The organism is Niallia sp. Kr1, assembly GCF_050389805.1.
Classification (GTDB): domain Bacteria; phylum Bacillota; class Bacilli; order Bacillales; family Cytobacillaceae; genus Bacillus_BD.
The window spans coordinates 4,814,783-4,838,005 of the sequence record NZ_CP130945.1 but is presented as its reverse complement, the minus strand read 5'-3'; the positions used below and the strand labels follow the sequence as shown (position 1 = coordinate 4,838,005).

At 35.9% G+C, this 23,223-nt stretch carries 21 protein-coding genes; 17 read left to right on the top strand and 4 right to left on the bottom strand.

Translation table 11 applies throughout. From position 1 onward, the window contains the following. Positions 1–338 precede the first annotated feature (338 nt). The gene (locus Q5760_RS23880; RefSeq protein WP_428910015.1) at positions 339–1,109 is read left to right on the top strand and encodes a DUF3050 domain-containing protein; all 771 of its coding nucleotides are present in this window, start codon (positions 339–341) and stop codon (positions 1,107–1,109) included. 174 nt (positions 1,110–1,283) lie between these two features. On the opposite strand, the gene Q5760_RS23875 is transcribed toward Q5760_RS23880, so the two are convergent. After that, positions 1,284–3,416: a heavy metal translocating P-type ATPase gene (locus tag Q5760_RS23875; RefSeq protein WP_428910014.1), complete on the bottom strand. Its 2,133-nt coding sequence runs from the start codon at positions 3,414–3,416 to the stop codon at positions 1,284–1,286. Between the two features lie 144 nt (positions 3,417–3,560). Continuing rightward, the gene (locus Q5760_RS23870; protein ID WP_428910013.1) at positions 3,561–3,881 is read right to left on the bottom strand and encodes an ArsR/SmtB family transcription factor; all 321 of its coding nucleotides are present in this window, start codon (positions 3,879–3,881) and stop codon (positions 3,561–3,563) included. A gap of 202 nt (positions 3,882–4,083) precedes the next feature. Between Q5760_RS23870 and Q5760_RS23865 the strand changes: the two genes are divergently transcribed. From Q5760_RS23865 to Q5760_RS23840, 6 genes are all read left to right on the top strand, one after another. Beyond that, positions 4,084–4,632, top strand: a complete 549-nt coding sequence (locus Q5760_RS23865) for a copper resistance CopC family protein (RefSeq protein WP_428910012.1) — start codon at positions 4,084–4,086, stop codon at positions 4,630–4,632. 3 nt (positions 4,633–4,635) lie between these two features. Beyond that, positions 4,636–5,730, top strand: a complete 1,095-nt coding sequence (locus Q5760_RS23860; protein ID WP_428910011.1) for a copper resistance D family protein — start codon at positions 4,636–4,638, stop codon at positions 5,728–5,730. Between the two features lie 404 nt (positions 5,731–6,134). Next, entirely contained in the window at positions 6,135–6,509 is a 375-nt protein-coding gene (locus tag Q5760_RS23855) for a DUF5661 family protein (RefSeq protein WP_428910010.1), read from the top strand. A 200-nt stretch (positions 6,510–6,709) separates the two neighbouring features. Further along, positions 6,710–8,128 (top strand): sensor histidine kinase, encoded by a 1,419-nt coding sequence (locus Q5760_RS23850; RefSeq protein ID WP_428912675.1) that lies wholly within the window; start codon positions 6,710–6,712, stop codon positions 8,126–8,128. 961 nt (positions 8,129–9,089) lie between these two features. After that, positions 9,090–9,479 carry a hypothetical protein gene (locus Q5760_RS23845; RefSeq protein WP_428910009.1) on the top strand — a complete coding sequence of 130 codons (390 nt, stop codon included), beginning with the start codon at positions 9,090–9,092 and terminating at the stop codon, positions 9,477–9,479. Between the two features lie 170 nt (positions 9,480–9,649). Then, positions 9,650–10,399 carry a saccharopine dehydrogenase NADP-binding domain-containing protein gene (locus Q5760_RS23840; protein WP_428910008.1) on the top strand — a complete coding sequence of 250 codons (750 nt, stop codon included), beginning with the start codon at positions 9,650–9,652 and terminating at the stop codon, positions 10,397–10,399. Between the two features lie 138 nt (positions 10,400–10,537). Here the strand turns inward: Q5760_RS23840 and Q5760_RS23835 are convergent, their stop codons facing one another. Further along, the gene (locus Q5760_RS23835; protein ID WP_428910007.1) at positions 10,538–11,995 is read right to left on the bottom strand and encodes a PLP-dependent aminotransferase family protein; all 1,458 of its coding nucleotides are present in this window, start codon (positions 11,993–11,995) and stop codon (positions 10,538–10,540) included. A gap of 112 nt (positions 11,996–12,107) precedes the next feature. On the opposite strand from Q5760_RS23835, the gene Q5760_RS23830 reads away from it, so the two are divergent. Further along, positions 12,108–12,725, top strand: a complete 618-nt coding sequence (locus tag Q5760_RS23830; RefSeq protein ID WP_428912674.1) for a LysE/ArgO family amino acid transporter — start codon at positions 12,108–12,110, stop codon at positions 12,723–12,725. Between the two features lie 446 nt (positions 12,726–13,171). Here Q5760_RS23830 and Q5760_RS23825 read toward each other — a convergent pair whose 3' ends face one another. Next, positions 13,172–13,621, bottom strand: a complete 450-nt coding sequence (locus tag Q5760_RS23825; RefSeq protein ID WP_428910006.1) for an AraC family transcriptional regulator — start codon at positions 13,619–13,621, stop codon at positions 13,172–13,174. Positions 13,622–13,802: 181 nt separating this feature from the next. Between Q5760_RS23825 and Q5760_RS23820 the strand changes: the two genes are divergently transcribed. The 9 genes from Q5760_RS23820 to Q5760_RS23780 all read left to right on the top strand — a co-directional run bounded on the left by Q5760_RS23820 (position 13,803) and on the right by Q5760_RS23780 (position 23,122). Continuing rightward, positions 13,803–14,117: a PadR family transcriptional regulator gene (locus Q5760_RS23820; protein ID WP_428910005.1), complete on the top strand. Its 315-nt coding sequence runs from the start codon at positions 13,803–13,805 to the stop codon at positions 14,115–14,117. Between the two features lie 13 nt (positions 14,118–14,130). Further along, on the top strand, positions 14,131–14,748 hold the full coding sequence (locus Q5760_RS23815) for a DUF2812 domain-containing protein (RefSeq protein ID WP_428910004.1): 618 nt from the start codon (positions 14,131–14,133) through the stop codon (positions 14,746–14,748). 641 nt (positions 14,749–15,389) lie between these two features. Further along, positions 15,390–15,536 carry a BA3454 family stress response protein gene (locus Q5760_RS23810; RefSeq protein ID WP_428910003.1) on the top strand — a complete coding sequence of 49 codons (147 nt, stop codon included), beginning with the start codon at positions 15,390–15,392 and terminating at the stop codon, positions 15,534–15,536. A 57-nt stretch (positions 15,537–15,593) separates the two neighbouring features. Further along, complete coding sequence (gene rpiA / locus Q5760_RS23805; RefSeq protein WP_428912673.1) at positions 15,594–16,268, top strand: ribose-5-phosphate isomerase RpiA; 675 nt, start codon at positions 15,594–15,596, stop codon at positions 16,266–16,268. 2 nt (positions 16,269–16,270) lie between these two features. After that, entirely contained in the window at positions 16,271–17,779 is a 1,509-nt protein-coding gene (zwf, locus tag Q5760_RS23800; RefSeq protein ID WP_428910002.1) for a glucose-6-phosphate dehydrogenase, read from the top strand. A 187-nt stretch (positions 17,780–17,966) separates the two neighbouring features. Continuing rightward, on the top strand, positions 17,967–19,961 hold the full coding sequence (gene tkt, locus Q5760_RS23795; protein ID WP_428910001.1) for a transketolase: 1,995 nt from the start codon (positions 17,967–17,969) through the stop codon (positions 19,959–19,961). Positions 19,962–20,056: 95 nt separating this feature from the next. Next, positions 20,057–20,950 (top strand): phosphogluconate dehydrogenase (NAD(+)-dependent, decarboxylating), encoded by an 894-nt coding sequence (gene gnd, locus Q5760_RS23790; protein ID WP_428910000.1) that lies wholly within the window; start codon positions 20,057–20,059, stop codon positions 20,948–20,950. 76 nt (positions 20,951–21,026) lie between these two features. Then, positions 21,027–21,692, top strand: coding sequence for a fructose-6-phosphate aldolase (gene fsa / locus Q5760_RS23785; RefSeq protein ID WP_428909999.1), 666 nt, complete (start codon positions 21,027–21,029; stop codon positions 21,690–21,692). Between the two features lie 92 nt (positions 21,693–21,784). Further along, positions 21,785–23,122 (top strand): glucose-6-phosphate isomerase, encoded by a 1,338-nt coding sequence (locus tag Q5760_RS23780; RefSeq protein WP_428909998.1) that lies wholly within the window; start codon positions 21,785–21,787, stop codon positions 23,120–23,122. The last annotated feature ends 101 nt before the right edge of the window (positions 23,123–23,223 follow it).

Sequence of the window (23,223 nt, the reverse complement as noted above, 5' to 3'; positions counted from 1 at the left end):
CGGGCTGGATCCAATACGGATTCAGTCCTTTTTGGTTTGTACAATATCCCTTTAAACCTTTGTCCAGTAGCGATTTCAATTCTTCCTCAATCTTAAAAAGGAAATGGGGGAGAGCTAAAAGCGGCAAGGGTTAGAGGGAAATTTGGTTGGGAACCTACATTTTGTAGGGATATAATTGATTACACTTATTATTATAATAGGAAATTTATACTCTTTAAATATCTGCATATTTCTTCTTATAGTGAAATATGAAAAACAATGACATTTAGTGGGAAGGTAATATATGATTAGTAGAAATAAGTACTAATAATAAATAAAATGGAAAGGGGAGCATTAAAATGACATCAAACAGTATAAATCAATTACAATCTATTAGAACTGAACTGTTGTCCCACTCTATCTATAAAGAGATCACAACTCCTGAAAGAGTAAAAGTTTTTATGAAGCATCATGTTTTTGCTGTGTGGGATTTCATGAGTTTGTTAAAGCGGTTACAAAGGTCGGTAACCAGTGTTGAAATTCCGTGGTTCCCACATGAAAAACCTTTATTTTCTCGACTCATCAATGAAATCGTCATTGCAGAAGAATCAGATATTGATGGAAGGGGTGGATATAGTAGTCATTTCTCATTATATGTAGAGGCCATGAATCAGTGTGGCGCTGATTTTGAACCATTCGATTCTTTTGCAAGAAATATAAAAGATGGACTGGATTATCAAACAGCGCTGGCCGAAAATCCGTTAATTAGAAATAGTATACGTGAATTTGTTACTTTTAATCTGGATTTAGCATTGAATGGGGAAATTTTTGAAGTAGCAGCAGCCTTTTTCTACGGGCGAGAAGGACTAATTCCTGACATGTTTAAACCACTACTAGATTCTTTAATGGAGAATGGTGAATCGAGTGATCGATTGGTTTTTTATTTAAATCGACACATTGAAGTAGATGAAGACCATCATGGTCCACTGGCAGAACAACTCTTGCTTGAATTATGTGAAAACGACCCAGAAAAATTAAATCGGGCAAATGAAATCGGAAAAATATGTTTACAAACCCGAATGAAACTCTGGGACGGTGTCTTAGAAGAAATTAAAGAAAAAGGTCTATAGTAGGATTATAGGTCGGGACAAAGGGGCATGTCCCTTGATCCAGATTTAGTAAAACTAATTCTGCTTATTAGTTAAATTGAGTATGAACGATGGGTCAGGGGACCTGTTCCGCTGACCCACCCTATACCCATTAAAAGGAAATGGTTAATGAAAAACAGTTAATGTTCTTGAAATCTATTCTTTAACTCGTAATAGCCTTAAACTGTTTAGCGTTACTAATAAGGTTGCTCCCATATCAGCAAAAATGGCAATCCATAATGTTAACCATCCTGGTATAACCAAAAGCAAAGCAAGTGCTTTAACAGCTAAAGAGAAGGTGATATTTTGCTTAATCGTTCTTAGTGCTCTTCGACTTAATTTGATCGTAAAGGGCAGTTTACTTAAATCATCAGACATTAAAGCAATATCAGCTGTTTCAAGAGCTGTGTCCGTTCCAGCACCACCCATTGCAACGCCAACAGTGGATGCTGCAAGAGCTGGAGCGTCATTTACACCATCTCCTACCATGGCTACACTATGATACTTTTCACGAAGTTTTTTAATAAAGTTTAATTTGTCCTCTGGAAGTAAATCTGCTTTAATGTCGGAAACACCAACTTCTCTTCCGATCGCCTCGGCAGTCCTTTGATTATCTCCCGTAAGCATAACCGTTTTTTCTATACCAAGTTGATGAAGTTTTTGAATCACCTCTTTGGATGTTTTTCTCATTTGGTCAGCAACAGCGATTAAACAGAGGATTGAATGTGCTGTCCCAAGTATCATAACCGTTTTCCCTTGTGTTTGAAGGGTTGATATTTGTTGTTTTATGGGTACCTCAATGCCATTCGGAAGAATTTCCTCAATCCATTTAGGGCTTCCGACATAATACTGTTCATTATTTATCTTTGCCTTTATTCCTTTACCTGTAATGGATTGGAATTCTTCGACAGCTACTGTATTAAAATCTAAGCCAGTTGCCTCCGCCTTTTTCATGATTGCTGAGGCGAGAGGGTGTTGTGAACCTTTCTCTAATGCTGCTGTTATAGTTAACCATTCATTTTCATTTCCACCATAGGTTATAACATCTGTTACCGCCGGAATTCCTTTTGTTAATGTTCCTGTTTTGTCAAAAGCCATGACTTTCAAAGAACCAGCTTCTTCTAAATGAATTCCACCTTTAATTAACACACCATTTTTTGCAGCGTTTCCTATTGCAGTTACAACAGAAACAGGAGTAGAAATGACTAAGGCACAAGGACAACCAACCACTAATACAGATAATCCTTGGTAAATCCAGACGCTCCAATCCCCGCCAAATAATGGTGGGAGAACCGCGATCAATAAGGCTAAAATAACGATTGCTGGCGTATAGTATTTAGCAAATTTATCAACAAAAGCCTGGGAAGGAGCACGTTCTGCTTGGGCTTCTTCAACCAAATGGATAATCTTAGACAGTGTAGAATCTTCCACTAATTTTGTTACTTTAATTTCGAGTAGACCTTCTTCGTTTAAGGTTCCAGCAAACACTTCATCATCTTTGGTTTTTGTTACTGGCACAGACTCTCCCGTTATGGCAGCTTGGTTTAAAGTCGAAGTCCCTTTAACCACGATCCCATCCATCGCTATTTTTTGACCAGGCTTTACAATCATAATGTCTCCTACTTGGATATCATCGACACTAATCATGATCTCTTGATTGTTACGCCTAATTAAAGCTTCTTTTGGCGCTATATCCATTAGAGACTCGATGGATTTACGGGCTTTATCCATTGAATAGCGCTCTAATGCTTCGCTTATGGCAAAGAGAATCACAACCGTTGCCCCTTCTCCCCATTCACCAATTAATGCTGCTCCTATTATTGCAATGGTCATAAGGGTACTCATATCGAAGTTAAAACGGCTTAAATTTTTAAACCCTTTGATAAATAATGAATAACCGCCGATCAGAATGGATGATGCATAACCAATCGTTGGAATCATATGTCCTTCTTCGTATTGCTCACCTAAAAACCAACTAACCATTAGTAATAGTGCGGAAATGTATACTTTATAGTTTTCCTTTTGTTTCCAAAATGGTTCGTGTTCAATCCTTTGTTCCTTCTCATCCCGTACTTTTAAGTTTTCAAAAGCCCCTGCCTTTTCAAGTGCTTCAATGGTTGTATGACCATAAATCGTAATCTTTGAGGCACCAAAATTTACTTGCGCATCTGATACACCATCCAGGTGTTTTACATTCTTTTCGAATGTTTTGGCACAGCCTGCTCAGGAAAAACCTTGAACACGGTATGTTTTTGCTTCTTGGTTCTCTAATTTAGTAGCTTCAGACATGTTTTCAACTCCTTTTTATGGGTTAATGCAATGATAATGAGGGACAGATTCATTGTTCTAGTTTTTTTAATATGAACAAAATGAAATACTAGGAATTTGGGACAGTGTACGATCCCTCCGTCTCATCACCATGGACCTCGTCTCCTAAACGATGTGGTTTTCACAACACGCTACATCATTTTGAACATCCTCAAGAACGGTATCAAACATGGTGAAAAGATCACGAATATGCTGATTTCGTAAGCTATAATAGATGTATTTTCCTTCATTTCTTCCTACAATAATCCCGCAACCTTTTAAACAAGCAAGGTGTTGAGAGATATTAGATTGATTTCCATTAATCTCTTCTACAATTTGAGATACTGTTTTTTCTTTATCTTTTATGCTTTCGAGAATCTGAATTCTTGTTTTATTAGAAAACCCATGAATTAATTTAACTTTCATATCTAAATCGATATTTTTCAAATACACTCCTCCTAACATATTAGAAAAAATGAATGTGTTTTGTTGTTATCATATTAGCAATCTCTAATATGAGTGTCAATTTTTAGAATATATTTTTCCAAAAATAAAATTTGTTTGAATTGGGTGAAAATCTTTCAAATGATGTAAGGTTTGATGCTATTATTGGTTGGATAAGAGTTTACTCTATGAAGGAGTTGTATATGTGATAAAAAAAATTCTAGTTATTGCTGTCATTATATTATCTTTAATGTGTGATCAAGTATTTGCTCATACTGCTTTGAAAGAATCCTCACCAGAAGACGGTGAAGTATTGACTGAGACGATCCAGCAAATGACATTACGTTTTACTACTAAAATTGAACAGACAAGCACGATTGAGGTCACAGATACGAACGGACAAAGAGTGGGTCTAGGAAATCTGATTATTGAAGGGAATGAAATAGGGGCAACACTTCTTCAACCTTTAGGAAATGGGGTTTATAACGTTACTTGGAAAATAATCGGGGCAGATGGGCATCCAATTGAAGGTGAATTTACATTTACTGTAGATGCATCAGTTGCCGAAACTCCTACTGAAGATAAAGTGGAGGAACCTGTTAAAGACAAAGAGGAAGTTGTCGAAACAGAAAATAAAACAAAACAAGTTGATCAATGGAATGGTTTACCATCCCATATCATGCCTTCCATTACAGGTGTTTTACTCTTAATTCTTATCGGTAGCTTGGTATGGCTAATGAGGAGGGAAAAATAAAATATGATACTTGTAGGTGCGATCAGTGAATCATTGCTGTATTTCTGTTTTTCTATTCTCGTAGGAAGTTTTCTCTTATATCTTGTACCAAGTCCCTACCGTCCGGATATCCATGTACCAAAAGGCGCTTTAATGCTGGCGACTGGTGGGATTGCCATTCTATCATTTTTCCCAGTTTTGCAATTGATTCTATATCTCTATCAAGATATTGGATTTTCACAAACCTTTCAATCTGTCCTTTTTACCTTTGAAGTGGGAAAGGCATGGATTTTAACGTATCTGATTTCCAATTTTTTATTTATTTTTATCGTATGGTTTGATGTTCGAAAGAAACGGATAAACGCTTTAGTTGGAATGGGGCTCACGTTTATATTAATCCTAGCCCTAGGTTGGGCAAGCCATGCCAGTTCACTCTACCCATGGAAAGGATTCTTGACCCACACTATCCATTTTGTTGCTGTAACCGTATGGGTAGGAATTTTATTTGCAATTAGTTGGTTTTCTAAGAGTCATTCCAATTGGCTTCCATTTTTAAAATGGTTTACACCAGTAGCCATCGCATGTTTTCTAGTAACGGCTCTATCAGGACTTGTCTTAATGAATTTTGTGATTGACTTTACTGATTATGCAAAAGCTTGGATGCTGCCTTATGGACAAGCGTTGCTCATTAAACATTTGTTTATCATTCCTTTACTAGCTTACGCATTTATAAATAGTATTTTAATCAGAAAGAAAATAAAGAACGATAAAAGCTTTAACCCGATCCCATGGACGAAAGCTGAGAGTATCATCGTTTATTTGATTTTTTCTGCAACGGCTGTTTTAGGTCAACAATCACCACCGCACGAGATTGAAATATCGTTAGCGACCGGTCCTTCTAAATTGTTTGATCTGTTCTATCAAGGAGTCATAACCCGTGATATGGATGTTGTTATCCATTTTGGTTTCAATAGCTTAATATTATTGGTATTTGGGCTATTGTTCATAGGTTTAATCCTTTTGTCATTCGTAAAAAAGGCACCCCCTTTATTTTCTTTTATCATGGGTGTGTTGTGTGTTCTATCGTTATATTTATCACTGATGGTAAGCGTTCAATAAGATAAGTATTTTCAATGTCCTCCTTGAAGAGGTGGGGGAGGAGACTGTTTTGGGTTAATCTCAAAATAAGATGTGAAAACAAGAGAATCCGCACTCATGCAAGGTGTTGGAGCGGATGCGGAGTATTTGGTTCAAGACATTTTGAAGCGAAATGATAGAGATAAATGAGTTTATGAAGGCATCATACATCTAAGGGCGAGATACGTTTATGGTTGGGGTATTTCTTTTACGATCTTTTCTTAGATACGATATTCAGTCATTACCCGTTCTGAATTAAAAATGTGAGGCTGGGTCCAATAGACGATCCAGTCATTTTCTTTTGTTCATCTCCTAATAGAAGACATGCTCATAAAAAGGTAACGAACGTATATTGTTAATAATAACTTCTATAGGAGAGATGCGTTTTGTACTACTACCGTAATCCGTATTTGAGCCACAACTATGGTACGCAATATCAATATCCAACCATTGAGAATCAAAACAGGTATAGAAATAATCGTTCTGCAACTAGGGCTAAATCTTTTTCCAAAGAAGAAGCAGCAGCAATCGCTTTATTGTTAGGAGTTGATTTTCATAAAAGTAAGTTTGATTTAGAGGAGTTTTGGATGGGAGTCAATACAGAGCTCGAACATGGAAAAATATCCAGCCAAACGAATGTGACAGGAGATGATCCTATTCTTACGGGAAAGATTGCACTGGCTCATCTTAATGAATTTCCTGACTACTACAAAAGATTAAAGGTACTTGAGAAAGAGGCAAAGGATTATTGGAACAAATGAAATTATAGCTAATTGGTTACAATTCTTGAAAAAACCATTCATTAAAGGCTTCTTATAGATTTTGATTTCGTTAATAACGAAATCAAAATCTATTTATCTCATCCATAAAGCAGAAACGCATTGTCTCTAGGTAAATGAAAGAAAACAGTGCTATAATCATGGGGGAAATAGATTATAAATAAGGGGATTTTTGCGTGATTATGGGTACTTTAATCATTATGATCGGTCTCATGCCGATTATGTTTGCATTACATATTAAAAGCAGCTATAAAGGAGCAGAGAGCAATAAAGCATTATTTCTTTATATTTTTATTGTTACTTCTTGGCAATTAAATGTTGGAGTTCTTTATTTTACGAACCTCGATCAAGAATGGGTTCTCTTTCTATTCCGGTTGTCGCGCATTGCCCAAACCTTTTCTTTACCCGTTGCCTTTTATATTGCTTACTATATTATTCGTAATCACCCTACTACGATCACTTGCACGAGTTGGTTGGATCGGGTATTAAGAATGATTTTTTCTCAAATCGGACTATATCTTTCAATTAGCTGGAGTGTATTCGTTTATATTCTTAATATGACTGAATTCGGAGTAAAAGGCTTAACTTTGGTAGGTTCTCAACATGCCGATCATCATTTTTATTTTCCCGAATACGGTTCTTTATCCTGGGTGATGACCTTACATATGGTTATTTTTATGTTGTTTTTACTATTGTTTTATTTTATTTCCTTCAAGGTCATCAATCGGAATATAGGAGTTTTTCTGAAAAAGTTTTCTTTATATTCGTTCATTCTTTTTCTTATTGGTTCTTTTAACTTTTTACCAGAAAGTGAATTACTTCCAAGTAGCATGGGGGTTATTGTCATTTCGACGTTTATGTTAATGGAATTCACTCGGGTGAATCAAGCGATTCAAAATAATTATTATCAATTATTAGAAAGACAGAAGAAATTGGATTATACGGGAAATTTGGTTGGAAGTTTGATACATGAAGTAAAAAACACCAATCAAATCATTGCTGGTTTTTCTAAAATACTGAGTAAAAGTGAAGCGCTAACGGAAAATGAAAAAAGTGCTTTAGATATGACCATTCGAGCATCTGAACATTTAAGAGAACTAGCAAATAGTTATAAAGAATACATGAAGTCCTCTAAAATGGAATTCAACATAGAGGACCTTGAATCCATTATTCGTGAATCGATTGATTTCTCAAAGGAAATCGTAAAAGTACATGAAGTAAGTATCGAATTTGTGAATGACTATAAGCCATTAAAAGCATATGTGAACAAAATCTACCTTCAACAGGTTTTTATCAATTTGATTAAAAATAGTGCTGAAGCAATGCCAAAAGATCGAGAAAAGAAAGAAATTATAATTGAAACAGAAATGAAGGATAATAGTATTTTGATTCATTTCAAAGATACGGGAAAAGGAATCCCTCCTGAAAATTGGGAGAGTGTGTTTGACCCATTCATTTCCTTTAAAGAAAGGGGAATGGGACTAGGACTTCCGTTTGTTAAAAAAATTATCATTGAGCATTTAGGAGACATTCACATTGTTCAAAGTACATCTGAAGGAACTCATTTTCAAATAGAAATCCCTCAACATGGAGCCATGTAATGGAGCGTGGCTAGTATGAACGTATGAATGAACATATATTGTGGTTCTTAACTTAATAAGCGTTAGGGGTATAGAAATATTCTTCTTCTCATTTTCTAATTAATTTGCCTTCCTGTATATATTCTTCTTTCTTATGGTAAATAGTCGATACCTAAAGTGAGTTAGTTACTATTGAAGATACAAGGAATGAGGGCAAATGCAAATAGCTAGTAAACGATAAGTATTTAATCGTTATTCAACTGATTTTTCTAATCAAAAATCTATTTAAATTCAAGACTGGATCTCATAGAGATCCAGTCTTTTGTGAGTTTGGCGGCATTTGGACTAACGGATAAAAGTCCCAAATACACCGTGGTGGCGGGAGTATATAGCTGACAAGTAGTGCACTGACCGTGAGGAAGGTGTGCAAAGGAGCCGAGGGCAAAATCTTCCTAGGATATGAATGTAAACAAGGTTATTGGTCAGGATTATTTAAAATTACTATTTTTTAGTAGTAGAAGACATGCTTATAAATATATGAAGATATCCGCTGGGGGATATGACAGCATATTATAGATTAATTTGATATATTGTATTTCCATTACCAAGTGCAGTTCTTTTGAATATACAGAATTTCTTGTTTTTCAATGCTGTAAATTGAACACGAAGTATTTCATCGCTGGTAAGGGAGATATATCGGAATGTCCATTTCTGTGATCTTAAAAAGATCTTAAGAAAGTTCTTACAAGGTGTTAAGATTTGCTCGTTAGAATAAAGGCAGTGATTGAAAGGAAAGAGAGAAAAGGTAGGATACATAATTTATGCATTTTTTCCATATGTTGTTCAATACAAAGTAGTGTAGTGAGGTATCTTACTTAATCAAAATGATACAAATTCAAGATCAGTTGCAATTTTCGTTGAATTTTTCTGTTTCAACTAAAGGAGAAGAGGCAAATATTATTTAGAGGTAGGAGGGAATGAAATGGAAGTCGATTTTGTTTATATATCTTCAATCATTGTGACAATCATATTTGTATCTATTGCAGCTTTTCAGGTGTTACTTTCACTAGGTTATCCATTAGGCGAATTTGCTTTGGGTGGATTTTATAAGGTTTTACCAAAAAAGTTACGTATGGTGAGTTCAATAAATTCTATTATTCTCTTACTTATGGGTTTAGTTTTTCTTCAACATACAAATGTCATAAAGGGTTTTCATTTTTTACCTACAAACATATTGGTCTGGGTTATTACCATTTTCCTGGGTTTAAATACCATAGCAAATCTATTCTCTCGGAGTAAGAAAGAAAGATATACGATGACACCCTTGTCAGGTTTTACTTTCGTATTATGTTTATTTATTGCTTTATCATAGGAATTTATCGTTAGTTTTAATCAACTAAAGGAAACGATTATCAAGAAGGATTATCGCTATTTTTGTTCATGTTATTAAGCTAACGCAGAAGAGTTCAAGAGTAAAAACTAAAAGCCAATTAAATTATGTGAAAAACTCGAAAAAGATTTAATGGAAGAAGGCTAAAAATCATGAAGAAAATGATGGTTGTTGGGGCATCGGGTGTACTTGGTAAATTGGTTTGCACTGAACTTTTAAGGATATTTGAAAATCAAATAAATTTAATCGTTACAGATTATAAGGCTGAAAGAGGAAACGAGTTAGCAAATTCTTTTGATAGAAATGTTAATTTTCAATTTTTAAATATTCATGATGAAGAAAATATAAAACAAGTTATAAAGAACGTGGATATTGTAGTGGTTGTTGTAAAACAGCGGATTCCATATATTCAAAAAGCATGTATTCAAAATAAAATATTATGTATAGATGTTACACCTTTTTATGACTTTGTGGAGAAAGTAATTGTACTAAATCAATCTGCAGAAAAAAATGAGGTAGGCTCTGTAATCATGTCAGGCTTTTTCCCTGGATTGTCAGGATTGATGATCAAAAAGGCTATTTCAGATTTTCAAGAAGTAAAAGAGATAAATGTAGCATTATTACAAAATACAAATGCCAAAGCAGGGGTTTCCGGAATTTTAGATATGTTAAATATCATTGCTCAACCAGTTAAGCTTCAGAATAAGGTTCTATCAGGCTTTACAAAAAAGAGAAAAATGTACTTTTTAAATCACCCTAAAGATGAAAATGTAAGACTCATTGATCATTCAGAGAAGATATTGTTAAAGGAAAAGTTAACAACTGCACCGATCAGCTATTGGACGTCTTGGAACTCTAATGGTTTCAATAAACTTGTATCTTTATTAAGAAAAATGGATTAGCTACGATAAACATAAAAATAATCAGGTAACGGTGGGAGATATATCATAGCGTTTATAATAAGTTATTCTTAAAAAAGAAGCAGAAAATAACTCTGCTCCTTTTGTTAGATAGCTTTCGAGGTAAAGGGGATATATTCTCTATTCATTTTTGGCAAGTATTCTTATAAGTTGTGATAAACAAAGTAGCCCTTTTTCGATTTCGTCTAATGAGGCGTAGGAGTAAGAGATACGAAGATGCTGTTGATCATGCCTATCATACACAACTCCAGGATTTATTAAGATCTTTTCTTGAAGGGCTGATTCAAATAAGGTACGAATGGAAATGTTCGCCCTAATGCATAGCCAAATGTAAAACCCTCCTTTAGGAATATTCCATGATGCTAAATCTGAAAAATGATTTTTCAAAATATGGAGGGTAAAGTCTCTTCTAACTTTTAATTCTTTTCTCACTTGTTCGATATAGTCATGATAGATCCCGGTGCTAAGCCATTTCTCCACAACATATTGAGATAATGAACTTGAACCGTAGTCTGTTTGCATTTTGATATCAGCTAAACGATCCACGACTGGCTCTGGTCCTACGATCCATCCTATGCGCAAACCAGGGCTTAACGTTTTGGAGATACTTCCGATATAAAGGACATTTCCAAGTGTATCATGAGCCTTTAATGGTTTCGGTGGTGGATCTTCAAACCATAAGTCACCGTATACATCATCCTCAATCATCGGAAGGGATTCCTTTTTAGAAACCTCAAGCAATTTCTTTCGGCGTTTTTCCGTCATTAACCCCCCAGTCGGATTATGAAAAGAAGGAATGGTATAGAGTAAGGCACCATTATGTTGTCTTTTTAATCGTCCAATGGAATCACATTGAATCCCTTCGTCATCCATTGGAATGCCAAATAAATTCATACCAGCTGACTGAAAAACATGGACGGAATGAAGGTATGAAGGACTTTCGTGAAGAATGGTGGAACCTCGTTTTAATAGCCCCATAGAAATTAATTGCAATGTCTGAAGTCCCCCAGATACGATTAAAATAGATTGGGGTGATGCTTCGATTCCTTTTGATTTTATATATTCACTAACGGCTTGTCTGAGTGATGGACTGCCTTTAGGCTCAATGTAACTTAGCGTAAAGTTTTGATCCAGTTGCTCCTGTAATAGATTTTTCATCTGTTCACTTGGCAATAAGTTTGGGGAAAGTTCCCCGGTTCCTAGCCGAATCATATTAGGGTTTGACTCGGCCTGATTAATTTTTTGAATGATTGATAGATTGGGCTCATGAATGCCCGCTTGAACATAGGAAATCCAGTCAGGAGGCGGGCTGGAAGCAAGAAGATTCCATGTATTATTAACGACTCTTGTACCACTCCCAACTTTTGACTCTATCAAACCATCCGCAATCAATTCATCGATTGCCTGGATTATGGTGCTCCGATTTACCTCAAATACTTTTGCTAATTCTCTTTGTGGTGGAACTTTTGTTCCAATCACCCATTCCCCGTTCATAATTTTCTTTTTCAAATAGTCATAAATTTGAATATGTAAAGATACTGAAGATTTTTTAGTTGGTTTCCAATCTATTTTAAGCATACAATCCTCCTTTCCTTTATTATAATCAATTGGTACGGTTCATTACCATCCAATTGGTTGGCGACAACGATCGTTTCTTTTGCTAATCTATATGAAAATAGGAGGGATTGGTATAGAAGCTTTATTTCATGGAATCATCTTAGCCTTTGGACTCATTCTACCGTTAGGTGTTCAAAATGTATTTGTCTTTAATCAAGGGGCCACACACAAAAGATTTTCCGGTGCATTACCGGCTATTATGACTGCGGGTGTTTGTGATACACTTCTCATTTATTTGGCTGTTGCGGGTGTTTCTATCCTCGTTTTTAGTTTTGAATGGATAAAAATGATCCTTTTTATGGTAGGATTTTTATTCTTGACCTACATGGGGTGGGTGATGTGGAAAAATTCAAATGACGTTGGAAATCAAGAAAGAGGAACCTCCATGTCAGCCAAACGACAGGTGATGTTCGCGGCTTCCGTATCGTTACTGAATCCGCATGCGATCATGGATACCATTGGGGTGATTGGAACTTCTTCGCTTGTATATGAGGGTTACGAAAAGTGGGTATTTACAATATCTTGTATATGTGTTTCGTGGGTGTGGTTTTTTACCTTAGCCATGATAGGGAGAAGGATTGGAAAACTTGATAGCCAAGGATCGTTCCTGAAACGATTGAATCAGGTGTCAGCCATCATTGTTTGGGCGATGGCTTTTTACATGGGTTATCAAATCTTTTCCTTAATATAAAATGGTACGAGGAAATAGTTTCGATAATGTGGGGGAAATATAAAAATCACAGCAAAAAGGTAATAGCAAAAGCAATCAAAAAACGCATGGGCAGTGAAATCCATGCGTTTCAACATTTTATGGACATTGAGTACGTTATTATTATACATAATGCTGTTATGAAGAATTTTCGGACACTGAGTACGTTATTTGCTAAAATAATGGGAAAACAACAGCCTTTCGGATAGATAACGGAATGGATGTCCGATAAAATGAGAAATCACTATTATTCTTGGGTAATAACGGAATATATGTCCTCTTGATACAACATAACATAACAGTTTCTCATACAAGATAATCAATAACATATCAATTTACGAGATTTGCAATGGTATTTTATATGCTTCTTTACAAAAACTGAACCACTTATTCTTCTAGGTCTATTTATATATCTACGTTCAAAACGATTACCCTTTAACAGGTACACAAATTTCACAAAAAGGATGACTAACTCTATCACCCATGTATTTTTCGATAATGGGTTTGTCATCCATTTGAAATCCATTGCTCTGTAGGAATGGAAAGAGGTAAGAATAGGCTTTTTGAATATCTTCTGCAGTATGTTTGACTTGGAAGATCAGGTATTTCCCACCGGAAATTTTACCTTCGAAGACAGAATCATCCTCTCCATAATCATTTGAGATCACAATGCAAGCATCAAATCTACAGTTATCAGGAAGTGTGGTTTCTGGGTTATCTTGTGGAATGGCAAGTAGAATTGCAGATTGGAGTAGATTTCTCTCCTCAGCCCATTTTTTCAGCCTCTCCATGACTTCAATATTGGCTGAACCATACGGACCTACTCGTCGCATAAAAGCAATACGATAGTCTGGTAATGTTTCGACTTTAACCTTCATGATTGATCTTCCTTTCTTCTCTTTATTTGATCGATTTCGAATGTAACACGCTATAAAAATAGATACACTTTAATTTTTAAAATTTAGATAACTGCATTGACATATACAGTTAAACTGCATATTATAAATATATAGTTTAACTGTATATAGTTTAACTTTATAATAACTTTCGGAGGATAGGATGAATAGAAATAAAGATTTACCTTTAACAGAAACAACTTACTATATCCTTTTAGCCTTATTACAACCCGCACATGGGTACCTCATTATGCAAAAGGTGGAAGAATTAAGCGGACAACAAGTGAAGATTGCAGCAGGGACCCTATATGGTGCAATTGAAAATTTAGTAAAGGGACAATTGATCCAATCTGTAAAAAGTGAAGATAAGAGAAGAAAAACATATGTGATAACGGACAAAGGAAAAGAGGTTTTACAACTAGATTTCGACCGAATGAAGCATATGATATCCATTACAGAAGAGTTATTAAACGGATAAGGAGGCGGTTAAAATGAGAAAGTTCAAGTACTTTATTGACTTTGAAAAAGAGGAAAAATGGTTGAGTGACATGGCGAAACAGGGTTATCAATTAGTGAACACCTCTTTTGGATATAAATTTCGTGCGGTCGAACCGGAAGAAACGATGATCAAGGTTGATTATCGAAAATTTAAGAAGCAGGAAGATTTTATCGATTATCTCACGTTATTCGAAGACAGCGGCTGGAAGCATGTAGCGGGGACAAAGAGCTCAGGAACTCAATATTTCAAAAAAATGAATAAGAGTCATGATGACATTTTCTCGGACACTATTTCAAAAGCAGGAAGGTATAAAAGACTGTCCAACATGTTTATTGAACTGGCAATCTTGTATTTTCCGATATTAATTGCCTTAATCACAACGGATATCATAGACATAAACGCTTTAGTAAATCCAAAACATTTATATTTAACGCCCGGCTTGTGGGAAATGAATGGGTATTCGTTTTGGTTCTCGTTCTTATTTGAAACTCCATTTGCTCTAATGAGAGGTTTCGCATGGTATTTTTTCCCTGTATTATTCCTTTTATATCTGGTCTTTGGCTATAAAGCCAATAAGCTGTATAAAGATAGTATGGTTAATGAATTATGATTCCGGGATTAGTGCTAGCGGCGACAATGAGTCAATCTCGAAATTTGTTCGAAATCGAATATCTTATAACATGGTGAAATTAATGCGCTTTGTCAATGACTATGACAGGCGTTTTCTTTTTATTTTAAAAAGATACCATCATGCTATTTTAAATGATCTTTTTGAATCACTTGTTAAAAAATATTGTTATATAACAATCGAATAAAAACTTTAGGTGTAACAGTATTTTTAGTGAATGATAGACATAATTAATAAATTTTGTTCACAACTTAGACACATATCTATTGACGAATAAAAAAATTGGGTTTATTATAAGGTCACAAAGTTATTCTATTTGATAATTATTACCATTTTAGAACTATTATAGAAAGGAAGAGGGGGATTGTATAAGTGCTAGATAAGAAAGCTTATAGATATAATACCTCGAATTCAAGAATATCTAATTAAATTATTATTTTTAACAAATATCTTTAATTCAAGAATGTAATCTTAAACGTAGTTTTGTTTATTATAAACACAATTGAATTGAAGAATGAAAATGAATTTTTTTATATCAAATATCTCGAATTCGAGAATATATAATTATATATAGTGTAAATAAAGGATCCTTAAAAGGGAATGATAGAAAGGGGAAGAAAAACATGATTGAAGTAATCGTTAATGTTGAATATAAAGGTTTGAACTATCAAACTAATGTGATTGCCTATAAAGGAATGCAAGAGGATGAAATCAACCGTTTAGCTAAAAAACAAGTGATCCAACAATGGGGAAATAAAATATTACATTGATAAAAATAGCTTTACCAAAGGAGAGAATCGATGGTGGTAAAAGAAGAAGGTCAATTCTTGAATAAAAAGAAAATCGTGGGTGAAAAAGCTGCAGAATTTATTAAAGATGGAATGATCGTGGGACTTGGTACAGGTTCAACCGTCTATTATACAATTCTTAAACTTGGTCAACTTGTCAAAGCTGGACTTTCCATTCAAGGAATTCCATCATCGATTCAAACAAGGGAATTAGCTGAAAAATTAGAGATACCATTGGTAAGTTTTAAGGAAATTGAACAAATTGATGTGGCGATTGACGGAGCAGATGAAGTTGATTCAGATCTTAATTTAATTAAAGGTGGGGGAGGGGCTCTTCTAAGGGAAAAAATCATTGCCAGAGCTGCCAAAAAGTTTATTGTAGTGGCTACTCCTTCGAAAATGTCTAAAACATTAGGGGCATTTCCCTTACCTGTGGAGGTTGTTCCTTTTGGTTACGAAATGACAGCCAAACTTATTAAAGATTTGGGCGGTGAACCTAACTTGAGGAAAATCAAAGGTACACCTTTTCGAACAGACAATGGTCATTATATTTTAGACTGTATCTTCCCCAATTTATCACAGCCAAACGAATTAGAACAAAGTCTTAACCATATTCCAGGGGTAGTCGAAAATGGCTTATTTACTAAAATGGCTGACCTTGTCATTACATTAGATCGTGAGAATCAAACTGTTTTATTAGAAAGAGGGGAATAAAAATGGACGCAATGACATTTGTCTTATTTGGATCAACTGGGGATTTAGCTAAAAGAAAAATTTACCCGGCTTTATATAATCTATATCTTGATCGAAAGCTGCCTGAAACGATTTCGATCATTGGAATGGGTAGAAATCAAATGTCCCATGAAGAATTTCAACATACGGTTAAACAATCGATAAAAACTTTTTCAAGAAGGTTGGACGATGACAAGAGCAAGATGGATACATTCCTTGAGTCCTTTCGATACCATGTTCTTGATGCAACAAAAGTGGAAGATTATCGAAAACTACTAAAACTTGTAAGTGAACGTGAAAAAGAACTAAATATACCTGAGAATCGAATGTTTTACCTATCCGTTGGACCTGAATTATTTGGCACGATCGCTTTGAATATAAAAGAAAGTGGTTTAGGATCTACAACAGGTTGGAAACGATTAATTATTGAAAAACCATTTGGACGAGATTTACAGTCGGCACGTGAACTAAATTCCAACTTAAGCAAAGCTTTTGAGGAAGAGGAAATCTATCGAATCGATCATTATTTAGGTAAATCGATGATCCAAAATTTGGAGTTACTCAAATTTTCGAATCCAATCTTGCAAACTTTATTGAACAATCAACATATTGCAAATGTACAAATTACAGCTAGTGAAACGGTTGGGGTTGAGACTCGTGCAGGGTATTATGATAAATCAGGGGCGATTCGTGATATGTTTCAAAATCATATGATGCAAGTCTTGATGATGACAGCCATGCAATTAACAAAAAGTACCAGTCCCGATGAAGTCCGTAATGAAAAGCGAAAAGTGATGGAATCTGTTCGTCCTTTAAAGAAAGAATCAATCAGTTCAGATGTCATCAGAGGTCAATATTGTGCGGGAGAAATAGGGGGTAAACCAGTAGTTGGCTATACCAATGAACCTGGAATAGAGGCTTCTTCTAAAAATGATACCTTTGTAGCAGCAAGGCTTTGGGTTGATAATCCTTATTGGCAAGGAGTGCCTTTCTATATTCGCACAGGAAAAAGAATGGCTGAAAAATCGACCCGTATTGTTGTAGAATTCAAGAACTCGCTTAAAAATGGAAAGACTAGTCATGCTGCTCCAAATCTATTAATCATTGAGATTAATCCTAATGAAAAAGTATCTTTACAAATAAATAGTAGGAATCCAATTAGTAGAGAAATTGAACCAGTAGAAATAAGTTTTTCAACCGAATATGAGGATATACCAGAAGCATATGAACGATTAATTTTTGATGCTTTTCGCGGAGAATCCACATTTTTTGCTCATTGGAAAGAAGTTGAGTTGTCATGGGAATGGGTGCAGCCTATTCTTGACGGTTTTAGCGAAAATAAAATTCCACTTTATCACTACCAGGCGGGTTCTAATGGTCCTGACGCAGCTAATCTCCTGCTTCAAAAAGATGGATTTAAATGGTGGTTGGATGAGAGTGAAACAGAAAATGAGAATTCGGATAAAGGAATCAATGACTTAGTAGCGCTATAAGAGCGGTATTTTAGTTGTTAAATTTTAGCATGAAATTCTTAGTTCGGGTTAATGAACGAACACTGGAGCTATAAAAATGAAGTATACTCGCCAGTTTCGTTTATAAACCCGATTATATATATATGTTTAATTAGTTATAATTAGAAAATAAATAGATTTATTAATACATCTTAAAGGAGATTTACACATGAATTCAACAATAGAAACATTAGCAGTAAATACAATTCGCACATTATCGATTGATGCCATTAATAGAGCAAATTCAGGTCATCCTGGTCTGCCGATGGGAGCTGCACCTATGGCTTATGCCTTATGGGCCAACCATTTAAAATATAATCCTAATAACTCCAAGTGGTTTGATCGAGATCGTTTTGTACTTTCTGCTGGTCATGGTTCCAGTATGCTATATAGTTTACTTCATCTTGCAGGATTTGATGTGACAATCGATGATTTAAAAAATTTCCGTCAACTAAATAGTAAAACCCCAGGACATCCTGAGTTTGGTCATACGGATGGTGTAGACGCGACAACTGGACCATTAGGACAGGGAATAGCCAATGCAGTAGGGATGGCGATGGCAGAGACCCATCTAGCGGCTAAGTTTAATAAAGAAGAATTTCCAATTATTAACCACTATACGTATGCCATTGTTGGAGATGGTGATTTATCTGAAGGAATCTCCTATGAAGCGATGTCAATGGCGGGTCATATGAAACTTGGAAAGCTAATTGTTTTATACGATTCTAATGATATTTCTTTAGATGGGAAATTAAACCTTTCATTCTCTGAAGATATCAAGAAAAGAGCCGAATCGGTCCATTGGCAATACCTACGTGTTGAAGATGGAAATAACGTAGATGAGATCGTAAAGGCGATTGCAGAAGCGAAAATGGACCAAGAGCATCCAACTTTAATTGAAGTTAGAACCATTATTGGTTATGGAAGTCCAAAAGTGGCGGGCACCAGTAAAGCTCATGGTGCTCCACTAGGGTTGGAAGAAGCAAAAGCAACGAAGAAGGCATATGGTTGGGATTATGAAGAAGAGTTTTATGTTCCTGGGGAAGTGAAAGTACACTTTGATGAATTAAAACAGTTTGGGATTCAAGATGAAAAGAATTGGAATGAATTGTTAGAAGCCTATGAAAAGGTCTATCCTCAATTGGGAAATGAATTAAGAGCGGCTATAAAAGGAAACGTGTTAATTGATGGAAACGATATTTTAACATTCAATCCTGAAAAAGCTGTTTCTACACGTGTAGCGAGTGGGAATGCGATCAATCATTTTGTTAAAATGGTCCCTTCGATCTTTGGCGGTAGTGCAGACCTTTCTCAATCTACGATGACAGATATTACAGGAGAAGAAGCCTTTGCTGTACAGTCTTATTCTGGTCGAAATGTATATTTCGGTATTCGCGAGCATGCAATGGGGGCAGCGGCGAACGGAATGGCCCTACATGGTGGTGTGAAACCATTTGTCAGTACTTTCTTTGTTTTTAATGATTACTTACGACCATCGATTCGTTTAGCCGCTTTACAAAAATTGCCTGTAACCTATGTGTTTACCCATGATTCGATTGCAGTTGGTGAAGATGGTCCAACCCATGAACCGGTTGAACAATTAGTTGCGCTTCGTGCAATTCCAGGTCTAACAGTCATTCGTCCATCTGATGCGAATGAAACAGCTAGTGCTTGGGCTTATGCTCTACAACATACAGAAGGTCCAGTAGCCTTAATATTAAGCCGTCAAAACTTACCGGTGTTTGAAGGAACGAAAGCCAATATCGATCAGCTCTCTAAAGGAGCTTATATTTTCACACAAACAGATGAAAATCCAGAGGTTATTCTTATTGGGACGGGTTCAGAGGTAAGCTTAGCTGTAAACGCAAAAGCTGAACTTGAAAAAGATGGGGTATCCGTTCGGGTTGTGGCGATGCCAAGTTGGGAACTATTTGATGCTCAAGAGGAAAGCTATAAGGAGTTTGTTCTACCTTCTACAGTGACGAACCGTGTTTCTCTTGAAATGGGGATTTCTCTTGGTTGGGATCGTTATGTTGGACCTCAAGGAAAGATACTGTCAGTTGATACATTTGGAGCTTCGGGTTCAGGACAGTCAGTAATGGAGTTATTTGGATTTACAGCTGAAAATGTGGTTGAAACAGTGAAAAGTCTAGTAAAAAAGTAAAACCGAAATAAGAGTAACTTGAATCACGATATAAGAGGTGGTAACCAACTTTCTTCTATCGATATAAAAGGTCAGACAAAATTAGGAGGGATCACATGAGAGTAGGATTAATTGGATTAGGAAAAATGGGATTTAATTTAGGACAAAATTTATTGGATCATGGACACCAAGTTAATGCATATGATTTGAATCCAAAAGCGGTTGAAGACATGAATGCATTAGGTGCTAAAGCTACATCTAATCTAGCAGAATTAGTACAAAGTTTAGAAACTCCTAGAGTATTGTGGATCATGGTTCCACACACAGTGGTAGATTCTGTTCTAAATGAATTGAAACCACTGTTAGAAAAAGGGGATATTGTCATTGAAGCAGGTAATTCCCATTATAAAGAATCGATTCGCCGTTACGATGAATTCAAAGAGTTGGGAATTTACTATATGGACGTAGGAACTTCTGGAGGAACATCAGGGGCGCGAAATGGCGCTTGTTATATGATTGGCGGGGATCAAAAAGCATGGAACGTAGTGGAACCTCTTTTCCGTGATACAGCAGTAGAAAACGGCTATTTCTATGCGGGAAAAAGAGGGGTCGGACATTTCCTGAAAATGATCCATAACGGTATTGAATATGGCATGATGGCGGCAATTGGTGAAGGCTTTGAAGTGTTAGAAAAAAGTGAATTTGACTTAGATTATGAGAAAGTAGCAAAGGTTTGGAACAATGGATCGGTTATCCGCTCATGGTTAATGGAATTAACTGAACATGCATTTTCGAAAGATCCTAAGCTAGATGCGATTAAAGGGGTTATGCATTCATCTGGTGAAGCAAAATGGACCCTTGAGACAGCTCTGGAACTTCAAACAGCAACACCAATTATTGCGATGTCCTTACTATCCCGTTATCGCTCTTTAGAAAATGATACCTTTAACGGAAAGGTCGTTGCTGCCTTGCGTAATGAATTTGGTGGACATGCGGTAGAAAAAGCATAATAAACATTTGATTCTAGAGTTATATTAATGTTGAAAAATTAAAAAATTATTAAAAAGAAATGGGAGGAAAATGATCATGAAATTTTTTATTGATACAGCAAATCTCGAGGAAATTAATAAAGCATACAAAATTGGAATCCTATCCGGTGTAACTACGAACCCATCTTTAGTAGCAAAAGAAGGAGTTAAATTTGAAGACAGAATCGCGGAAATTTTACAAGCCGTGCCAAAAGTAGAATCCGTATCTGCGGAAGTTACACCACATGCCATAACAGCAGAACAAATGATAGCTGAAGCAGATGAATTAATCAAAATCAATGGTGGAGATCAAAACATTACCATTAAAGTACCTATGACATTAGATGGTTTAGAAACGACTCGTTACCTGGCTGATAAAGGGGTAAAAGTAAATGTGACCCTTATTTTTACAGTGAACCAAGCACTACTAGCAGCTCGTGCAGGAGCAACCTATGTTTCTCCATTCTTAGGTCGTTTAGATGACATCTCAGAAGATGGAGTGCAATTGGTAACAAAAATCGCAGAACTCTTCCGTGTTCATAACCTTGATACTCAAATCATTGCTGCTTCTGTACGTCACCCAGACCATGTAACAAGAGTTGCAATGGCGGGTGCCCATATTGCAACCGTTCCTTACAAAGTAATTGAGCAACTTGCAAAACATCCATTAACGGATCAAGGGATTGAAAAATTTGCAGCGGATTGGGTAGAACCTAAAAAATAAGTCTTAGTTTATAGCGTTAGCAGATTAACTGCTTTGCTAACGCTCCTCTTTATAAAATGAAATATAAATGATGATTAAAGGAGTTTGTAAAAATGACATTATCTTTCGACTATAAAAATGTACGACCGTTTATGAATCAAAATGAAGTGGACAATCTGGCACCCTTTGTAGAAGTAGCACACGATATGCTCCATAACCAAAAAGGACCGGGATCTGACTACTTAGGATGGGTAACACTTCCACACGACTATGATAAAGAAGAATTTTCAAGGATCAAGCAAGCGGCCGATCGAATCCGCAAGACCTCTGATGCGTTGATTGTGATTGGGATAGGAGGATCTTATTTAGGTGCAAGAGCAGCCATTGAAGCACTTTCTCACTCCTTCCATAATCAAATGAAGGGGAATACACAAGTCTATTTTGCAGGTCAAAATATTAGTTCTACCTACGTTTCTCATTTATTACAACTGTTGGAAGGCAAAGATATTTCAATTAACGTCATTTCAAAATCAGGAACCACAACAGAACCGGCGATTGCTTTCCGCATTTTCCGTGACTATTTAGAAAAGAAATATGGAAAAGAAGAAGCGAAAAAACGAATGTATATTACAACAGACAAAGAAAAAGGGGCATTAAAACAACTTGCTACTGAAGAGGGTCTTGAAACATTTGTCATTCCTGATGATGTTGGTGGAAGATACTCGGTATTAACAGCTGTTGGATTATTGCCAATTGCTACAGCAGGACTGGATATTGATCAAATGATGGCAGGGGCTGCCGCTGCTGCTGATAAATACAATAATCCTGATCTTGCTACAAATGAAAGCTACCAATATGCAGCTGTTCGTAATGCACTATATCGTAAAGGGAAATCGATCGAACTACTCGTTAACTATGAACCTGCTCTTCATTATGTGTCTGAATGGTGGAAACAGTTATTTGGGGAAAGTGAAGGAAAAGATCATAAAGGGTTATTCCCAGCTTCAGTTGATTTTTCAACAGACTTGCATTCAATGGGACAATATGTTCAAGAAGGTCGTAGAAATTTAATTGAAACAGTGGTCCAAGTAGCAAAACCAAAAATAGAAGTAACGATTCAAGAAGACGCTGCTAACCTTGACGGATTAAACTTCTTATCTGGAAAGACAATGGATGAAGTCAATAAGAATGCGTTCCAAGGAACCGTATTAGCTCATGTTGATGGTGGAGTGCCAAACATGGTAGTCGAGCTAAATGAATTAAATGAATATACATTCGGCGAAATGGTCTATTTCTTTGAAAAGGCATGTGGAATAAGTGGCTTGTTGATGGGGGTAAATCCATTTGATCAGCCTGGTGTTGAAGCCTATAAGAAAAACATGTTTGCTCTACTAGGCAAGCCAGGATATGAAGCGGAGAAAGAGGCTTTGTTAAAACGTTTGAATAAATAATACTACATCCAAATATCAAAGGTTTTCGAAAAAAAAACTTTGATATTTGGATGATTATAAGAGTAATAGATAAATGGATACGACTTAAGGGGTTTTTATAA

What these genes read in the sequence shown, in the direction of transcription:
- Q5760_RS23880 (WP_428910015.1), top strand. Translation starts at nt 339, where the DNA reads ATGACATCAAACAGTATAAATCAATTACAATCTATTAGAACTGAACTG.
- Q5760_RS23860 (WP_428910011.1), top strand. Translation starts at nt 4,636, where the DNA reads ATGATACTTGTAGGTGCGATCAGTGAATCATTGCTGTATTTCTGTTTT.
- Q5760_RS23850 (WP_428912675.1), top strand. Translation starts at nt 6,710, where the DNA reads ATGGGTACTTTAATCATTATGATCGGTCTCATGCCGATTATGTTTGCA.
- Q5760_RS23845 (WP_428910009.1), top strand. Translation starts at nt 9,090, where the DNA reads ATGGAAGTCGATTTTGTTTATATATCTTCAATCATTGTGACAATCATA.
- Q5760_RS23840 (WP_428910008.1), top strand. Translation starts at nt 9,650, where the DNA reads ATGAAGAAAATGATGGTTGTTGGGGCATCGGGTGTACTTGGTAAATTG.
- Q5760_RS23835 (WP_428910007.1), bottom strand. Translation starts at nt 11,995, where the DNA reads ATGCTTAAAATAGATTGGAAACCAACTAAAAAATCTTCAGTATCTTTA.
- Q5760_RS23825 (WP_428910006.1), bottom strand. Translation starts at nt 13,621, where the DNA reads ATGAAGGTTAAAGTCGAAACATTACCAGACTATCGTATTGCTTTTATG.
- Q5760_RS23820 (WP_428910005.1), top strand. Translation starts at nt 13,803, where the DNA reads ATGAATAGAAATAAAGATTTACCTTTAACAGAAACAACTTACTATATC.
- Q5760_RS23815 (WP_428910004.1), top strand. Translation starts at nt 14,131, where the DNA reads ATGAGAAAGTTCAAGTACTTTATTGACTTTGAAAAAGAGGAAAAATGG.
- Q5760_RS23810 (WP_428910003.1), top strand. Translation starts at nt 15,390, where the DNA reads ATGATTGAAGTAATCGTTAATGTTGAATATAAAGGTTTGAACTATCAA.
- zwf (WP_428910002.1), top strand. Translation starts at nt 16,271, where the DNA reads ATGGACGCAATGACATTTGTCTTATTTGGATCAACTGGGGATTTAGCT.
- tkt (WP_428910001.1), top strand. Translation starts at nt 17,967, where the DNA reads ATGAATTCAACAATAGAAACATTAGCAGTAAATACAATTCGCACATTA.
- gnd (WP_428910000.1), top strand. Translation starts at nt 20,057, where the DNA reads ATGAGAGTAGGATTAATTGGATTAGGAAAAATGGGATTTAATTTAGGA.
- fsa (WP_428909999.1), top strand. Translation starts at nt 21,027, where the DNA reads ATGAAATTTTTTATTGATACAGCAAATCTCGAGGAAATTAATAAAGCA.
- Q5760_RS23780 (WP_428909998.1), top strand. Translation starts at nt 21,785, where the DNA reads ATGACATTATCTTTCGACTATAAAAATGTACGACCGTTTATGAATCAA.